Origin of the sequence: Sphingobium sp. C100, assembly GCF_000508185.1 — a bacterium.
Taxonomy (GTDB): domain Bacteria; phylum Pseudomonadota; class Alphaproteobacteria; order Sphingomonadales; family Sphingomonadaceae; genus Sphingobium.
Genome location: NZ_AYOY01000090.1, coordinates 49,979 through 64,347, shown reverse-complemented (window position 1 = coordinate 64,347; position 14,369 = coordinate 49,979). Strand labels below are relative to the sequence as shown.

21 protein-coding genes and 1 pseudogene are annotated in these 14,369 nt (G+C 63.3%); 9 read left to right on the top strand and 13 right to left on the bottom strand.

Features of this window, described 5'->3' with window-relative positions; genetic code table 11:
• The 5 genes from C100_RS31885 to C100_RS31865 all read left to right on the top strand — a co-directional run.
• Nucleotides 1–549: OmpH family outer membrane protein (locus C100_RS31885; RefSeq protein WP_024019073.1), on the top strand; the 549-nt coding region annotated here is incomplete at its 5' end.
• A gap of 18 nt (nt 550–567) precedes the next feature.
• Nucleotides 568–750 (top strand): hypothetical protein, encoded by a 183-nt coding sequence (locus C100_RS31880; protein WP_024019072.1) that lies wholly within the window; start codon nt 568–570, stop codon nt 748–750.
• 89 nt (nt 751–839) lie between these two features.
• The gene (locus tag C100_RS31875; protein WP_024019071.1) at nt 840–1,487 is read left to right on the top strand and encodes a hypothetical protein; all 648 of its coding nucleotides are present in this window, start codon (nt 840–842) and stop codon (nt 1,485–1,487) included.
• A 121-nt stretch (nt 1,488–1,608) separates the two neighbouring features.
• Entirely contained in the window at nt 1,609–1,884 is a 276-nt protein-coding gene (locus tag C100_RS31870; protein WP_024019070.1) for an HU family DNA-binding protein, read from the top strand.
• A 26-nt stretch (nt 1,885–1,910) separates the two neighbouring features.
• A complete protein-coding gene (locus C100_RS31865; RefSeq protein WP_031308958.1) occupies nt 1,911–2,318 on the top strand; it encodes a barstar family protein in 408 nt (135 codons plus the stop codon).
• 8 nt (nt 2,319–2,326) lie between these two features.
• On the opposite strand, the gene C100_RS31860 is transcribed toward C100_RS31865, so the two are convergent.
• Nucleotides 2,327–2,719, bottom strand: a complete 393-nt coding sequence (locus C100_RS31860; RefSeq protein WP_024019068.1) for a hypothetical protein — start codon at nt 2,717–2,719, stop codon at nt 2,327–2,329.
• A gap of 58 nt (nt 2,720–2,777) precedes the next feature.
• On the opposite strand from C100_RS31860, the gene C100_RS31855 reads away from it, so the two are divergent.
• Nucleotides 2,778–3,362: a hypothetical protein gene (locus C100_RS31855; RefSeq protein ID WP_152536425.1), complete on the top strand. Its 585-nt coding sequence runs from the start codon at nt 2,778–2,780 to the stop codon at nt 3,360–3,362.
• On the opposite strand, the gene C100_RS31850 is transcribed toward C100_RS31855, so the two are convergent.
• The 7 genes and pseudogenes from C100_RS31850 to C100_RS31825 form a co-directional block, all read right to left on the bottom strand.
• Nucleotides 3,341–3,847, bottom strand: a complete 507-nt coding sequence (locus tag C100_RS31850; protein ID WP_024019066.1) for a CYTH domain-containing protein — start codon at nt 3,845–3,847, stop codon at nt 3,341–3,343. The two genes, C100_RS31855 and C100_RS31850, sit on opposite strands and share 22 nt — an antisense overlap.
• A 117-nt stretch (nt 3,848–3,964) precedes the next feature.
• Nucleotides 3,965–4,603: an NAD(P)H-dependent oxidoreductase gene (locus C100_RS31845; RefSeq protein WP_024019065.1), complete on the bottom strand. Its 639-nt coding sequence runs from the start codon at nt 4,601–4,603 to the stop codon at nt 3,965–3,967.
• Between the two features lie 12 nt (nt 4,604–4,615).
• Nucleotides 4,616–5,728 carry an endonuclease/exonuclease/phosphatase family protein gene (locus C100_RS31840; RefSeq protein ID WP_024019064.1) on the bottom strand — a complete coding sequence of 371 codons (1,113 nt, stop codon included), beginning with the start codon at nt 5,726–5,728 and terminating at the stop codon, nt 4,616–4,618.
• 72 nt (nt 5,729–5,800) lie between these two features.
• Complete coding sequence (locus C100_RS49080; RefSeq protein ID WP_235219037.1) at nt 5,801–6,406, bottom strand: hypothetical protein; 606 nt, start codon at nt 6,404–6,406, stop codon at nt 5,801–5,803.
• Between the two features lie 162 nt (nt 6,407–6,568).
• Nucleotides 6,569–6,961 (bottom strand): annotated as a pseudogene (locus C100_RS49495) (AlbA family DNA-binding domain-containing protein); the annotation flags it as partial.
• 124 nt (nt 6,962–7,085) lie between these two features.
• Nucleotides 7,086–7,922 carry a hypothetical protein gene (locus C100_RS31830; RefSeq protein WP_200866553.1) on the bottom strand — a complete coding sequence of 279 codons (837 nt, stop codon included), beginning with the start codon at nt 7,920–7,922 and terminating at the stop codon, nt 7,086–7,088.
• A 208-nt stretch (nt 7,923–8,130) separates the two neighbouring features.
• Nucleotides 8,131–9,132 carry a rod shape-determining protein gene (locus C100_RS31825; protein WP_024019060.1) on the bottom strand — a complete coding sequence of 334 codons (1,002 nt, stop codon included), beginning with the start codon at nt 9,130–9,132 and terminating at the stop codon, nt 8,131–8,133.
• A gap of 306 nt (nt 9,133–9,438) precedes the next feature.
• On the opposite strand from C100_RS31825, the gene rnk reads away from it, so the two are divergent.
• A complete protein-coding gene (gene rnk, locus C100_RS31820; protein WP_024019059.1) occupies nt 9,439–9,867 on the top strand; it encodes a nucleoside diphosphate kinase regulator in 429 nt (142 codons plus the stop codon).
• 236 nt (nt 9,868–10,103) lie between these two features.
• On the opposite strand, the gene C100_RS31815 is transcribed toward rnk, so the two are convergent.
• From C100_RS31815 to C100_RS31795, 5 genes are read right to left on the bottom strand one after another with little or no spacing between them, the layout of a single operon-like run.
• On the bottom strand, nt 10,104–10,568 hold the full coding sequence (locus C100_RS31815; protein WP_024019058.1) for a hypothetical protein: 465 nt from the start codon (nt 10,566–10,568) through the stop codon (nt 10,104–10,106).
• A gap of 8 nt (nt 10,569–10,576) precedes the next feature.
• Complete coding sequence (gene hmpA, locus C100_RS31810) at nt 10,577–11,788, bottom strand: NO-inducible flavohemoprotein (RefSeq protein ID WP_024019057.1); 1,212 nt, start codon at nt 11,786–11,788, stop codon at nt 10,577–10,579.
• A gap of 35 nt (nt 11,789–11,823) precedes the next feature.
• Entirely contained in the window at nt 11,824–12,105 is a 282-nt protein-coding gene (locus C100_RS31805) for a DUF1971 domain-containing protein (protein WP_024019056.1), read from the bottom strand.
• Between the two features lies 1 nt (nt 12,106).
• Nucleotides 12,107–12,793, bottom strand: coding sequence for an alternative oxidase (locus tag C100_RS31800; RefSeq protein WP_024019055.1), 687 nt, complete (start codon nt 12,791–12,793; stop codon nt 12,107–12,109).
• Nucleotides 12,790–13,233, bottom strand: a complete 444-nt coding sequence (locus C100_RS31795) for a group III truncated hemoglobin (RefSeq protein WP_024019054.1) — start codon at nt 13,231–13,233, stop codon at nt 12,790–12,792. The genes C100_RS31800 and C100_RS31795 overlap by 4 nt, the downstream gene beginning before the upstream one ends.
• Nucleotides 13,234–13,342: 109 nt before the next feature.
• Here C100_RS31795 and C100_RS31790 point away from each other — a divergent pair, with 109 nt between their 5' ends.
• Both C100_RS31790 and C100_RS31785 read left to right on the top strand, forming a co-directional pair.
• A complete protein-coding gene (locus C100_RS31790; RefSeq protein ID WP_024019053.1) occupies nt 13,343–13,831 on the top strand; it encodes an Rrf2 family transcriptional regulator in 489 nt (162 codons plus the stop codon).
• A gap of 167 nt (nt 13,832–13,998) precedes the next feature.
• Nucleotides 13,999–14,346, top strand: coding sequence for a cupin (locus C100_RS31785; protein WP_024019052.1), 348 nt, complete (start codon nt 13,999–14,001; stop codon nt 14,344–14,346).
• The last annotated feature ends 23 nt before the right edge of the window (nt 14,347–14,369 follow it).

Sequence of the window (14,369 nt, the reverse complement as noted above, 5' to 3'; positions counted from 1 at the left end):
GCGGCGGCGGCTCCGGCAGCCCAGCCGCTGGGCGGTCCCGTTGTCCCAGGTGTCTGCCTGCTGTCGCGCGAGGCGATCTTTGCCAATGCCGCGGTCGGCAAGGCCGCGAGCGCGCGTCTCAATGACCTGACCCGCGCGGCGCAGACCGAGGTCGATGCCCAGCGCACGCCGCTGGAGACCGAAGCCCGGGCGCTCGAAGGCCAGCCCGACAATGCCGCCAACAAGCAAAAGCGCGAGGCTCTGGCGACACGCTGGCAGGCCCTTCAGCAAAAGGCGGCCCATACGAGCCGCGAGATCGAGGCGACGCGCGCCAAGGCGCTCGAACGGATCGCCAACGAGGCGCAGCCGATGATCGCGCAGGTTTATACCGCGAAGAAGTGCGGCCTGCTGTTCGACCGCGGCGCGGCGCTCGGCGGCAATTTTGCCAACGATCTGACCGCCGATGTCGTGCGTGCGCTCGACGGCCGCATCCAGACCATCACGTTCGAACGCGAGCGACTGCCGATCCAGCAGGCGGTCCAGCCGCCCGCCGCGCCCGCGCAACGCTAACGACAGGAGACAAGCGCCATGCTGACGATCATCTTGCTTCTGCTGGTGGGGTTCATCGTCGGCGTGGCGCTGACCGCCACGATCGCCCTGTTCTATTGCGGCGTCGTTCACGCCGAGGCTGTTCGGATTGTCGACACCCATCTGTCGGGGATCGCCATGCCAAAGGCGGGACCGGTCATGACGATGCAGTCGGTGGTTTGAGGCGCTGGATATGAGGCGATGTCCCACCCACCGCGCGCTGTTCCTTCAAGATGGGCTGATGTCGCCTGGCTTTCTCGACGGATGATCTGATGAACCCCAAAGCTTCGCTGTCCCGCATCGGCCGCATGGCCCTCAAACTCGCCTCCGCGCTGGTTGGCGGCGCCGCGGTCGCAAGCGCGCCGGTCGCGGCCCAGTCGGTCGCGCCGGAGGAAGCGCCTTCTGAATGGCTGGCCTATGCCGAGACCGCGACACAGACCGTGACCGGCTGGCTTCAAGCGACAAGCGAGCAGGCAACCCGTCTGCGCGTCTATCTCGATGCGACGCGACCCGCGCCGGACCAGCCGACCGCACCTGTCCTCCTCAAGATCTGGATCGATGCTGGGGGCGTGGTGTCCCGCATCGACCATGCCCCGTTCGCGCATGCCGAAGCGAACGCCGACATGAGCGCCCTGATCGTTGGCCAGAAATTGCCCGCAAGCCCGCCCCGGAACATGCTGCTCCCCTTGCGCGTCCTGATCCAGCTACCGCCGGCGCCGCCGTCTCCCGGCGAACGCACGGACGCGATCGATGGCATCAACCGCAAGCTTCAGGCGGAGGGGCAAAGCCGCGCACCGGTGACGGACACGTTGGGCCTGCCAGAGCGCGGCGGGGTCAACCGGCTGACGCTGGAAAATCGCTCGGCGCGCGCGAACACGCCGCGTCTCGCACCGCCGGCTGCTCAGCGAACGCTGCACTAGCCCCATATTTTATGACGGGGGGCAAACAACGCACCGACCTTCGTCTGAAAGCGAGTGCACCTTCGCCTCGGCCCGGCTATTCACCCCAGTCCAGCAATTTCAACATGTAGAAGAGTAAACCATGACCCTGAACGACCTCGCCGAAACTCTCGCAACCGCTCATGACCTGACCAAGGCGGACGCCAAGAAATATGTCGACAGCGTCTTCGCCGCGATCGGCGACGCCGCCGCAAAGGGCGAGGAGGTCTCGCTGAACGGCTTCGGTAAGTTCGCCACAAAACGGACCCCCGAGCGCCAGGGGCTCAATCCCGCGACGAAGGAACCCATCACCATCAAGGCTGCGAACAAGATCAGCTTCAAGCCCGCGAAGGCGCTGAAGGACAAGCTCAACGGCTGATCGGTAACTCAGGCGAAGGGTTGGCGATGCCATCATCAGACGGCGCAAAAGTGATCGTCATCGACGGCGATGCGATCACCGGCATCGCCAGCTTCTACGATGAGATCAACCGGGCGTTCATGGCCCAGGAAGACTGGACGCTGGGACCGAGCCTCGATGCCCTGAACGACCTGCTCTATGGTGGCTTTGGCGCGATCGAGGGCGCTGAGCCGGTGACGCTTGTATGGAACAACATCGAGCAGAGCAGGACGGCGCTCGGACGGGACGCAACGCGCGACCATTATCGCGCCAAGCTTGTCCGTCCGGGGATCTATGACCGCGCGCGCATCGAGAGAGATATCGCAGCGCTCGAGGCTGGAACCGGTCCGACCTATTTCGAGACCATCCGCGAGATCATCGCGGACCACCCCAATATCGAGTTGCGCGAAGCCTGATGCGCCGGTCAGTCGGTTCCCTCAGGACTGTCGGGTGTTCCCAAGCGCAAGGCGCGCCGCCGCAGAGCCTTGCGCTCAAGGCCCATGTCGATCTCGGGGCGGTTCCAACGCACTGCGCCTCCGAGAGCGGCCAGATCCTCCGCGTAAGTCAGGAAGGTGAAGACCTTGTTGGTGATCTCGATCATCAGCGTCTTCATTTCCGCGTCCGAGATACGCGAGAGCTGGGTCCAGGGGATTTCGCCGAAAGGTGTAACGACTTTGACGTCGCTATAATCTCCGACCGCGCTGTCGGGCACCGTCCCGGCGTGCAATTCTTCAAGGAACGTGTTGCGTACACATTGCTCGACCAGCGCCAGCGTGAACCGGGTCTTCTCGGCGTCGGTCAGGGCTTCATCGGACATCGGGGACTCCGTCGGTGGCGCGGCGAAGACGCGGAGTGCGGTTCCCGGACCAATTGTCTTGGCTGTGAAACACCCTCCTTCTAAGGGAGTGACGGGCAACACAGAACAGGGGGATTTTCGAGAGGAGATCATCTTGTCTTGCGTCGCTGTTTCCGGCTTTACTGCATCCACGGTCCCCGAGGCGATAATCGTCGATGCGGTTCGATGCTGGCGCGATGCGCTCGATAGCCAATTCCCTGTCCTGCCGACCCTGTTCGCTCGCCTTGAAACGAATGGCGCCGGCTTCCTCGCGCCGGCGATCGCGGCGCTGCTTGCCCTGCATGAGGCGTGGTCGGGCCAACGCTTCAAGGCTGGGGATCGGGCGGCTTCGGCCTTGACCCCGGACGAATCGCAACTTCTGGACTCGCTGGAGACCACCACGCCACCGCCGACCGCTATCCCCTTGCGGCCCGGCCTGACCGGACCGCTGCGGATCGCGCTGCGCTCGACGCGCATTCTCGTGCGGCGGGTGCTTGGGCGGGATATCGGAGAGTGGGAGGCGACTCCCCCGGCAGAGGACGCCCCCATGTTCTTCGCATGCGACGATGAAGCCGCGGAGATGCGCGATCGCCACACCGTCCGTCAGGCTCGGGATGCAGCCTGAAGCGGTGGCGGCACGATAGCCTCGCACGGCGGCCCATCGCGCGCGATCGCCGCGTTGCGGAAGCGCCGGTCATGCGTCACCTCATCGCCGATCCATTCGGGACGGTCGAGAGGCTGGTCGATGGATGCAAGCTCGACTTCGGCAATCACGAGACCGGAGGCGACGCCTTCGAACACGTCGATTTCCCAGACCAGTGCGCCGCGCATGACGCGGTAGCGCACCTTCTCAAGCATTGGACCGGCGCAGAGCGAGGTGAGCATTTCGTCGGCGTCGGGGCACGGAATCTCATATTCGAACTCCGGTCGCGCGATGCCGTCCCGCTCGCCCTTGACCGTGATCCAGGCGCGATCATCGGCGCGTCGCACCCGGACGCTGGCACCGCCGCCATTGGCCAGATAGGCCTGCCGGATTCGCGACCCGTCGTCGGCTTCTGCGCGCCAATTCTCGCCGATGACGAGGAATTTTCGTTCGATCTCGATCCCCATTTGGTTCTTTTCCTAGTGCAAAGTCCGCTTTCCCGCGACCGATAGTTGGCGGCACGACTGGTCAGTCAGTGGCCGATCTCGATGGCGCACGCCGTCTCCTGATCCGCCTGCGGGTGGTCAGTGCGGATTGTGGGAGTCATCTGTCGGCAAGCGTACCACCCGTTTGGCTGGACGCCGCAGACCGCTTGCGGAGGCGGCAAGGCGCTCGATCTTGCGCTGCCAGACGACAAGATGCTTCTCGACCCCGCCTTGGCGAACCGGGCCGAACCTGGTGATGCGCAGGGGCTTGAAGCCGCAGAAGCCCAGGATCTGTCCGCGCCAGCGGCGCACGACCGGATTGCCATAGGCGAACCGCAGGAACCAGGAAGGCGTGTCTGTCGTGATGAGGACGTCGGCTGAGCGTCCTGCAAGAAGCCGGTCCCAGAACGGATCGTTCCTGTGATAGCGAAACGCGAAGCCTGGCAGGAGGACACGGTCGAGCAAGCCCTTCAGCTCGGCCGGCTCGCTGCCCCACCACATCGGGAAAGCGACGACGAGATGATCGCAGGCGGAGATGGCCGCGCCCACGCGTTCAAGGTCCGGCTCCCATGGTTGCACCTGCCTGTAACCCTTTCGAAGGATCGGATCGAAGGCGAGATCGCGCACCGCGATGCGTTCGACCTCCGTGGCATCGCCGAGCCCGGCCCGGTAGAGGTCGAGCAGATGGCTGACCAAGCGGCCTTCGTCGGGATGACCATCGAGAATGAGAACGCGCAACACACGTTTCCCTCAGAGGTCGATCTCGGCCCACAAGGCCGCGTGGTCGGACCCGGCGTCGGCGGGCCTTCCGACCTCGGGATAGGCCTCCCAGCGTTTGGGCCGCAACCCCGGCCACATACCGGTGCGGAACACGCCGCCCGCCCGCACGCGATCGAAGAGTGCGGGCGACAGCAGCATATAGTCGATCTTGTTGGCGGCGTTGCACAGGCCATAGGTGCCCGGATAGCCACCATCGTCGAACGCCGGGTGCGTGAAGATGTCCCGCAGGTCGGTGCCGTCCAGCAACGGCGCCAGCGGCGCGCTGGCGGGCGTGTCGTTGAAGTCGCCGATGATCGCGACGTGACTGTCGCCTTTATCGGTCATCTCCCGGTAGATCGCGGCGATCCGCTCTGCCTGCGCCTTGCGCTTCGCGTTGGCCGCGGCGGTGCCGCCATAGCCCTTGCTCTTGAGGTGGTTGACGAGGACCGACAAGCGGGCGCCCGAGGGCGTAGCCACCTCGAACGCAGGGCAATCGCGCGAGAAGACGGGCTGGCCATTCGGCAGGCGATCGTCGACCCGACTGCGCATGGCGCCGATCGGATAGCCCTCGCGGCTCATCAGGCCGACATCGATCCCGCGTTCGTCATTGCCGTCGATCAGCATCACATGACGGAACGGGGAGCCGCCGAGCGCGGGCAATATCTCGCTGTTGAACGCGGCAAGCACCGGGCGGCTCTCGGCTTCGACAACCCCCAGCACATCAGCGCCAAGGTCGATCATCACGCGGGCGGTGTTGCGCATTGCATGCTCGTTGACCGGCTCATCGCGCAGCTCGAGCGATCCTACCCAGTCCGCGCGGCCGTCCGCCTCGATCAGGATACCGCCAGTCTTGGGCCGGCGCAGCAGGCCGCCGCGATTGCGCCGCAGGATGACGAACGGGCCGGTATCGGATTTTTCCAAGCCGAGATCACGCATCAGCTCGGCCATGCGAGTCTTGTCAGCGGGGTTATAGTGGAGCTGGCCCAAAAGCCCGTTCAGCGCCGCGAACTTTTCAAGGATGGGACGCCCTTCTTCCCAAGTGTCGAGGTTCATCGCCTTGGCGCGGTCGAACAGATTTTCGACGTTGTAGACGGCCAGCTTCATCGCACTATCTCCTCGTTCAGGATGGACTTGCCCGACAACTGTTGCGTGACCGCGACGTATGGTGGGCTTCGTCTAGCCAGCCAAGCCGTTTGGCGGACCGAAAGCCTGGTTTTCAGGTCGATGCACCCCAAAATGCAGCCAGAATCTCTTGGCAAGGGGCAGCAGACCGGCCACTTCGATCCGATCGAGGCGCAGTTCACCGATCAGTGTTTCGTCCTTAAAGGCTGGCCGCGTCTGGTAGTGGTCGCCAAAGATCATGAAGTGATCCTTCACACCATAGATACTCGCTATCACGATCCAGGGTCCTTCGACCCCGAACTGCTGGAGCCGGGTCTGGGTCGCGCGTGCCGCTGCGATCAACCCCTCTTCGAAGGATGGCGCGAAGACCAGCTTCATGTCCTGACCTTGCTGGTTCTGCCGCGTTCCACCGATCGTCCAGGCAACGTCGGTGCGCCCGTTACGATATGTGATCGCAAAGCTGCGCACCCGCCCGGTCGCTTCATCGACCGGAGTGTGCAGCATCACGCCTTCGATCATATCGATGGAACTGTAGGCGTTGGGGCGAATGGGAACGAGTGCATGATCGTCGGTGATCGCGATCTCGCGTTCTTCACGGAACAGCGAAAGCGGCATGGTCGAGACCACGGCGGTCGGATCGTTCATGATCGCAAACGGCATGTCGATACCCCGCGCGCGCTCGATTCCTTCCGCGTGATATTGGCGGAAGCGTGCCGGGAGCCGACTTGAATCCACAAAGGCGTGGCGCAGTTCGTGGACATCCAGCTCATATTTGCCGCGGCTCGTCCGCGCATAGAATTTGCCGCTGTTGCGGAAGGTGACGCGGTGGGGCGGCTGAAGACCCGGTGGAATGCGGATGAGCAGCGCGCCATTGCCGGCGGCAAGAGGAATATGGCGGATTCGCACGCCGATGAGCCTCGGATCGACATTGGTTCGGATGATCTGCTCGAGACGCAGTATTTCGTTGTCGACATTGGCGATCACGACTCCGGGAAGCCCGGCGGCGACACCTTCGACATCCTCGATCCCGAAGATGAGATCGCCGCCATTGGTGTTGGCGAGCGACGTTACATCGGCGAGAAATTCGCGAATATTGTCGGGCTCCTGACCGGGCAAGTCACGTTTGAACTCAAGGTCGCGGCTTTCCGGGGTCTCGTTTGCGACAAGCTGGGCGAGCGCCGCCTCGTCGATGTCATCGAATGCTATGTCGAGCATGGTCGGTATCTCTCCAGCGTGCCTGAAACGTCATCATTTCGGCGGACATTATCCGCACCGGATGACCGGCAGTCGAACGGCCAATCTTCCATCATAGCCTTGGCGTATTTGCACGCCGCCTCGATCAAATGCTTGCGCGCTGGTCGAAGCGCCGAAGGAAGAGGCGCGCGGTGATCAGGCTGATCTGAAGGCGAAACATCGCATCCTCTTCTTCGGAAAGCCCCGGATGACCGCCATGAGGATGGAAGCGGTTCATCAGCCCCTGCACATATTGCGGCTTGCTGTCATTCTTGTCCCATTCATTATAGTCGCTCAGCAGAAAGGGTGGATCGAGCTGGCCGAGATAAGCCCGCTTGTCCTTGCTAGAGTCCGCCCGATCACACCCAAGCCGTTCCGCAATCTCGTTGAGGTAGCCCTCATAAAGCTTGCGCAGCTCGCCGTTGGAGGCCGACCAGTCCCCGCGGCTGAACGCTGCGATCGCTTGTTGCAGATGCCCTTTGGAGACGGCGAAGTTATGGCGGTCCAGCAGGCGCACGACCTCGCTCTCGGCCTCTCGGAAATCAAGCTCGGGCACATCTTCGGGCAACATGCGGACCAGTTCGAAGGTGGCGGTGCGCGTGTTCCCCCACCCGAAGCGCGAACTGTTCTCCGCTTGCATTGCCACCAGCTCGAACCCGTCAAAGCGCAAGCCTGCCACCAGCTTCTTCCAGCTTGCTCCATCCCTCGTCTTGGGTGGTGCCAGGATGGCGATGTCGATCATCGCCCGGCTCAAGGGAAGCCGCCCGTGCTCAGTCAGGACTTCGAGCCCATCGTCGATCGCAATGCGGGCGAGGCTGGCGATGCGTGCGGGCTTGCTGGAGCCGTTGCATCGCCCGACAATGTCCCATTGGACTTCGAGGACCTCCATGTCGCTATGGGAGTTGAACTCGGCCACGACTTCTGCGGCCGCAACGATGGTCATGCGATTAAAATTGCTCATCTGGATAATGAAGCAAAACGCCTTCGGGTCGGAAAGACGAAATTGTGCCCGCAGCGAAGATGGTCTGATCGCGCGGACCTTTCTCATCGAGGAGATCATACCGGGCAAACGGCAGAAGGGGCTCCCGTGAACGCAGCCCTGCGACTGAAACCGACATTAAAATCAATCCGCGGCAGTAGCTTCGGCGCGCCTAGTCGAGCAGCATTCGGTGTAGGCCGCGCGCTACGCAGCGTGCCGGCTCGTCCGCGACCGTGACGGCAAGTCCTGTGTCGGCTTTGATCATGGCGCTGAGCAGCGGCGTTGTCGCGCTTCCGCCCGTGAGCACGATACCGCGTTCGTGAATATCCTGGCTGAGTTCGGGGGGTGTGTCGCTCAGCACCTCGCGAACCGCATCGACGATCTGCTGGAAATGCTTCTCGGCCACCTGGTCGAGTTCCGTGAGCGGCAGCGCCAGGGCAGCGGGCAGTCCGGTCGTGAGGCTGCGCCCTTTGACCTGAATCGTCTCGTCCTTCACCGCCTCAGCGCGACGTTGTTCCCCATACCCCAGCTTGATCCGTTCCGAGGTCAGCTCGCCGGCCAGGAACTTGTGCTTGAAATGCAGATGGTCGGCGATCGCCTTGTCGAGCGTTGCGCCGCCGACACGCACCGAGCGCGTCAGGCAGATACCGCCGAGCGACAGCACCGCCACCTCCGTCGTGCCAGCGCCGCACTCGACGATCATGGTTCCGTTCGGGGCGCTGATCGGAAGGTCGGCTCCGATCGCGGCAGCGAAAGGCTCGGCGACAAGCCGGACCGGGCCAAGGCCGGCATCGTGCGCGGCCGTCATCAGGGCTCCGCGTTCCGCCTGGGTCGCATCGGCGGGCACGCCGATCATGGCATGGGGTGTACGAAAATGCTTGCGGCCGCGCGCCTTGCGAACAGCGTAGCGCAGCAAATGCGTCGCGGCGTCGATGTCCTGGAGCACGCCGCGCCCCAGCGGCCGCCTGATCTGGAGCTTGCCGGGCGTCCGATCAACCATCGCCTGCGCCTCTATGCCAGCGGCGTAGAGGCTGGGCGCCGTATCGATATCCGCAAAGCAGCAAATCGACGGCTCATCGAGGATGATACCCTCATCGCGGCCGATCACGCGCAGATTGGCGGTCCCGAAATCAATCGCGAGTTCGGGCCGCTTCCAGGAAAAGTGCGAAGCCACTCTGAGCCGGTAGCAAGCGGCGTGGCATTTGTCTCGCGCGACATCTCGAAAGCGCTCATCGTGCGGAGCTATTTGCGGTCGCTATCACGTCGACGTTGACGCCAGGCCTCTGGCACGACATGCTTTGCCGATCATGCAAATGCGCAGTCTTCTTGTCCGGAACCGTCATCACGCGGGCCAACTCGTAACGGGCATCTAGCCCCGGGTTCCGGCGCTTCGTGCCCGAACTCGGGGCACAGACTCCATCGCCTTATCTGCCGTCGCCCCGTTGCCGATCGGCGTGCCTTTCCGCAGAAAGCCTTTGTCATGACCAGCCCGAAGCACGTGGCTCGCCCGCCCGTTCATATGATCGATACGCAAGCCGATGCTCTCTCGGACCTCGCCCTGCGGACCGAGGATCGCAATCCCGAGGTAAGCGCCCTGCTGCTCGAGGAGATTACCCGCGCGAAGATCCACGTCGTGGAGAAGATCCCCGGCGACGTCGTTACCATGCATGCGCGCGTGGAGTTCGTCGATGAATCGCGCGGGATGCCGCATATCGTCGAGCTTGTCTGGCCCGGCGAGGCCGACTTCGCGGCGGGACGCCTCTCAGTTCTGACCCCGACCGGCGCGGGCCTGATCGGCCTGCGCGAGGGCGGCTCGATCCTCTGGCCCGACCGCGAAGGGCGCGAGCGCCGGCTGACGATCGTCAAGGTCACCCAGCCCGATCCTATGCTGGGGCGGCCCGGTCGATAATCATAGTGGCCTAGTCACGCGATGTTACCTTCAGCACATAACTGAAGCAGGCCTTCATATTTCATGGCGGCTCCTCAATAACGCGCCTGCCTGCCTGCCGCGGACGGTGGCGGCACCTGAGCGTGCGCCACGTTCATTATCCCACCGGGTGCTTCGCAGCTATAGCTCGTTCGTAGACTTTCCGAGCGTGCATCGGGTATCGCGTTCAATAAATGATCCCTCAAAGGAGCAGTCAGTCAGAACAGGCCATGAATGCCGCCCACGGCACCCGCCAGCGCGATGACGGAGGCTGCCAGCAAGACGCGGTGCATCTGCTCCATGCGCGCGAAATCCCGAGCCGGCCGGGCCGTCCTCTCCATATGCCGGTGCAGGAACAAGGGTTCGATGAGGAACAGCATGGCCGCGAAGACGAGCCAGACGGCGACCATCGCATGCATCCACCAGAAGGAGGGATCGAGGAAGCGGTCCCACATCTGGCCGCGCCACGTCATCCAGAACCCGCTGGCACCCGCCAGCAGCACCCAGATGCGCGCCTGCGGGGCAAAGCGACCTTCGATGCGGTGAAAGGCCGCAAGCCTCTCCTCCGGCGGATGGCCGGTTCGCACCGACGGCATCACCACGAGCGTGACAAAGGCGACGCCGCCGATCCAGAACAGAACCGACACGACGTGGATCACGCGCGCGATGATGAAGCCGTCCATGGCAAGCCTCAGGCCGCAAGCAGCTCGTCGGCAGGGCCGAAGAACTCGTAGTGGATGCGGCTCGCGGGCACACCTGCGAGCGAAAGCGCGGAGACCGCATGCCGCAGGAACGGGCGCGGACCGCAGATGAAATATTCCGCTTGTGCGACCGGGGTGTTGGCGACGAGCCATTCGTCGGTGATGATCCCGGCAACGTCGTAATCACGGCCCTGGGCCTCGCCGCTGAGCGGAGTTTGGTGAAAATCGGTAACCGAAACCGCCTGCCCTTTGGCCGCCTGCTCACGGACGTGATTGCGCATTGCATGGGTGTCGCGGTCAAGAGTGCCGTGGATATAATGGACGGGCGCTTCACAGTCTTGCGCCACCAATGCTTCGAGCATCGCCACCATCGGTGTCAAACCGACGCCGCCGGAGAGCAGAACCACAGGACGTTCGGGTTTGCCATCCAGGAAAAACTCACCGGCCGGGGCCGCCACCTTGAGCACCGTGTCGGCCGTCGCATGCTCATGCAGCCATCCAGAAACCAGCCCATGCGGCTCGCGCTTCACAGAGATACGATAGGTCTCGCCATTCGGCGCCGATGAGATCGAATAGTTGCGCTTGATCGGCGCGTGGCCAGGGATCTCGATCCAGAAGGTCAGATACTGACCCGGCTTGTGGGCCATGACCGGAGCGCCATCGACGGGCCGCAGGATGAAAGACTTGATGACGCTGCTTTCGGTCACGACTTCGTCGACCCGGAAATCGCGCCAGCCGTTCCAGCCACCGACCGTCTCCTTCTGATCGTCATAGATACGGTGTTCCCGCGCAATCAGGATATTGGCGAGGAACCAGTATGCCTCACCCCACGCCGCCAGGATTTCGTCGGTCGCAGCATTGCCCAGCACAGCTTTGATCGCGCCGAGCAGCGCTTCGGCGACATAGGGATAATGTTCGGGCAGGATCTGGAGGCCGACATGCTTCTGCGCGATCCGCTCGACTGCGGGCGCGAGCGCGCCGAGATTGTCGATGTTATTGGCATAAGCCAGGATCGCGCCAGTCAGCGCGCGCGGCTGGGAACCGGCGTCGCCATGATGGGACTGATTGAACAGGTCGCGGATCTCCGGGTTCTGAAACATGCGCGAATACATTTCCCGCACGATGTCGAGGCCGTGCGCTTCGAGCGCGGGAACGGTGGCTTTGACGAGCGCGATGGTCTGCTCGCTCAAGGGCTGCGACATGAAAATCTCCTGGCTGGCTAATGGGTGGTGCTGGTTCAGACGCCCGATGGCGGTTGATCGTAGAAATCGACCTGCATTCTCATGTTGCCGATCGGCGTCACGAAATGCGGCTGCTGGGGCTGGATGAGGCCGGGATTGTCCGGCGTCAGTACGACCTCAGAGGGAGGATCGAGATAGGAAAGCATAAGTTCGCCCTCGATCACCCGGATCACCCCCCAAACGCCTGCCTTTGTATCGTGACGGGCGCGAAGGGCTGCGGGCAACGTGTCCCGATCGAACACCGGCGTCGAGCGGTAGGGAGCGGGAGCGGCCGCCATCTCAGGCGGCCTGCCGAATATCGTCGGCATGGGCCGGATAAGGCGCCGCCTTGCCCGTCGGCGCCAAGCCGGCAAGCTCGCTCGCGAAACCATGATTGACGTCGCGGTGATGTGCCTCGTCGGCGCGAACCACCAGCACCACGTCCCGTAGGGTCGCGTCATTGGCGAGCTTCCAATAATGCCGCGCGATGGCCGGCGCCGGCAGGTTCGGGCTGCGTCCCTCGTCGATCTCTTTCAGATAAAGGGTGTAGCTGATCACCGCTTCCTCCTCGAAATAGCCGACGATGCGGTGCGCGGTCCTGGCGCTGACCAGGTAAAGCGCGAAGAAGGCGAGATAGAACACCCACTGGACCCCCAGGATGACCATCCGTTCGAACAGGTTCGGCTTGGCGACCTCGATGAAGGTCATGAGGTGCATGCGCTCATTCTCCGCTTCCTCCATGAGGGTGCGGATCCAGCCCTTGTCGTCGCACATCCGGCGCAGACATTTGAGATGGTTGATCGTCGCGCCGACCATGCCCGGCACCGCCGCGACCGTCTCGAGCACAATGGCGCGGTGGCCATAGCGCTTGGCAAAGAAGGTGTCGGCGCTCCAGCGCAGGACCTTCGTGAACCCGAGCGCGATGCGGTCGCGCAGGTCGCGGGGCTGGTGATGGACGCTGAGGTCCACCAGAGGAATATCGGTCATGGCAGCACACTCCGTTGAGGAAGGTCCGTCGCGTCGGCGGTGCGGCGGGCGGGTCCGGGGATCGGCTGGCGATCCAGCCGGAAAAACATGGCGAGTTGCAGGCTCTGCGCGATGCGCGCGGCGCGGTCCTGCAAGGCAGCGGCCGCTGGCGGCGTCATTAGTTCGTCGGTGGTCTGCGCCCAGAGCGCCAGCCAGCGGTCGAACAGCGCCGGCGTGATGCGATCTTTGTGCTTCATATGCGCCGGCACCGGCTGCCCCTTGTAGCGGCCGCTGGTGAGTATGACCGACGACCAAAAGGCCGCGAGCTTATCCAGATGCTCGGGCCAGTCGGCGATCGCATTGTTGAAAATCGGACCGAGGGCGGCGTCGGCACGGACGCGCGCATAGAAGGCATCGACCAGTGCTTTCAGCCCCTCATCGTCCATTTCCAGCGCGGCCATTGCCCCGACTCCAAATCATGCTTCACGAATGCACCTATACGGGGCGCTAAAAACATGCAACAAGAATACATGATTATTCGACGAGCCGACGGCTCGCACCGGAGTTGCCATGAAACTGACCCTGTTCACCGATTATGCGATGCGGACGCTGCTCTATCTGGGCGCGCGTCCGGAGCGGCTCTGCTCGATCGGTGAGGTGGCGCAGGCTTATCGTATCTCGCAGAACCACCTGATGAAAGTGGTCGTCGAACTGGTGCGAAGCGGCCATGTTGAGAGTGTGCGGGGGCGCTCGGGCGGCATTCGCCTGGGCATGCCGCCCGAGGAGATCAATGTCGGCGCGGTGGTGCGGCACACCGAAGATGGCTTCGATCTGGTCGATTGCGGAAGCTGCGTCGTCGCTCCGGCCTGTGGCCTGACGGGCGTGCTGAAAGAGGCGCTCGGCGCATTCATGGCGGTGCTTGACCGCTACACACTTGCCGACCTGCTCGCCAAACGCGGCGATATCGCTGCGATCTTCGCTGCCCAGGGGGTTGGAGCGCTTGACGCAGCCCCGATCCGAAAACGTCGCCAGGAGTTGGCGTTGCAAAAGGAGGCCTGAGCCATGTTCTGCCCCGAATGCGGTCAACCGGTTGATCCCACACCGTTCGATCCTTGCCGCCAATCGACGGGCCTGTTTGCAACGATCGCGGCATTGTTTCGCCGGATCATCGGCAGCGATCCACGCAGACATTGCGGTCATCGCTCCGCAACGCAGGAATGCGAATAATGGCGCTGCATCACGCGACACCTGGTGAGGTGATCGATCTTTCCTTGCGGCCGCTCTCCGCCGAAACCGAACACTCGACCGCGATCGTCAAGACCGATCAGTTCGAAGCCATTCGTCTCGTGATCCCGCGCGGCACGGATATGCCGCGGCATCGGGTTCACGGCAGCATAACGCTGCATTGCCTGGAAGGGCGCGTGCAATTGGGGCTGGGCGAAACGGTAACAGAGCTAGGCGCGCATCAATGGGTCTTTCTCGAAGGCGGCGCGCCCCATTCGGTCAAGGGCCTTGAAGATTCCGTACTGCTGCTGACGATCCTTTTTCCATCTGCCGACGCGAGCATCGGATGACGTCCGAACGATACGGCTGCGTC

Bases quoted from the DNA above. Each gene is read 5' to 3' on its own strand.
- C100_RS31880 (WP_024019072.1), top strand. From the start codon at position 568: ATGCTGACGATCATCTTGCTTCTGCTGGTGGGGTTCATCGTCGGCGTG.
- C100_RS31875 (WP_024019071.1), top strand. From the start codon at position 840: ATGAACCCCAAAGCTTCGCTGTCCCGCATCGGCCGCATGGCCCTCAAA.
- C100_RS31870 (WP_024019070.1), top strand. From the start codon at position 1,609: ATGACCCTGAACGACCTCGCCGAAACTCTCGCAACCGCTCATGACCTG.
- C100_RS31865 (WP_031308958.1), top strand. From the start codon at position 1,911: ATGCCATCATCAGACGGCGCAAAAGTGATCGTCATCGACGGCGATGCG.
- C100_RS31860 (WP_024019068.1), bottom strand. From the start codon at position 2,719: ATGTCCGATGAAGCCCTGACCGACGCCGAGAAGACCCGGTTCACGCTG.
- C100_RS31850 (WP_024019066.1), bottom strand. From the start codon at position 3,847: ATGGGGATCGAGATCGAACGAAAATTCCTCGTCATCGGCGAGAATTGG.
- C100_RS31840 (WP_024019064.1), bottom strand. From the start codon at position 5,728: ATGAAGCTGGCCGTCTACAACGTCGAAAATCTGTTCGACCGCGCCAAG.
- C100_RS49080 (WP_235219037.1), bottom strand. From the start codon at position 6,406: ATGCCGTTTGCGATCATGAACGATCCGACCGCCGTGGTCTCGACCATG.
- C100_RS31830 (WP_200866553.1), bottom strand. From the start codon at position 7,922: ATGACCATCGTTGCGGCCGCAGAAGTCGTGGCCGAGTTCAACTCCCAT.
- rnk (WP_024019059.1), top strand. From the start codon at position 9,439: ATGACCAGCCCGAAGCACGTGGCTCGCCCGCCCGTTCATATGATCGAT.
- C100_RS31815 (WP_024019058.1), bottom strand. From the start codon at position 10,568: ATGGACGGCTTCATCATCGCGCGCGTGATCCACGTCGTGTCGGTTCTG.
- hmpA (WP_024019057.1), bottom strand. From the start codon at position 11,788: ATGTCGCAGCCCTTGAGCGAGCAGACCATCGCGCTCGTCAAAGCCACC.
- C100_RS31805 (WP_024019056.1), bottom strand. From the start codon at position 12,105: ATGGCGGCCGCTCCCGCTCCCTACCGCTCGACGCCGGTGTTCGATCGG.
- C100_RS31800 (WP_024019055.1), bottom strand. From the start codon at position 12,793: ATGACCGATATTCCTCTGGTGGACCTCAGCGTCCATCACCAGCCCCGC.
- C100_RS31795 (WP_024019054.1), bottom strand. From the start codon at position 13,233: ATGGCCGCGCTGGAAATGGACGATGAGGGGCTGAAAGCACTGGTCGAT.
- C100_RS31790 (WP_024019053.1), top strand. From the start codon at position 13,343: ATGAAACTGACCCTGTTCACCGATTATGCGATGCGGACGCTGCTCTAT.
- C100_RS31785 (WP_024019052.1), top strand. From the start codon at position 13,999: ATGGCGCTGCATCACGCGACACCTGGTGAGGTGATCGATCTTTCCTTG.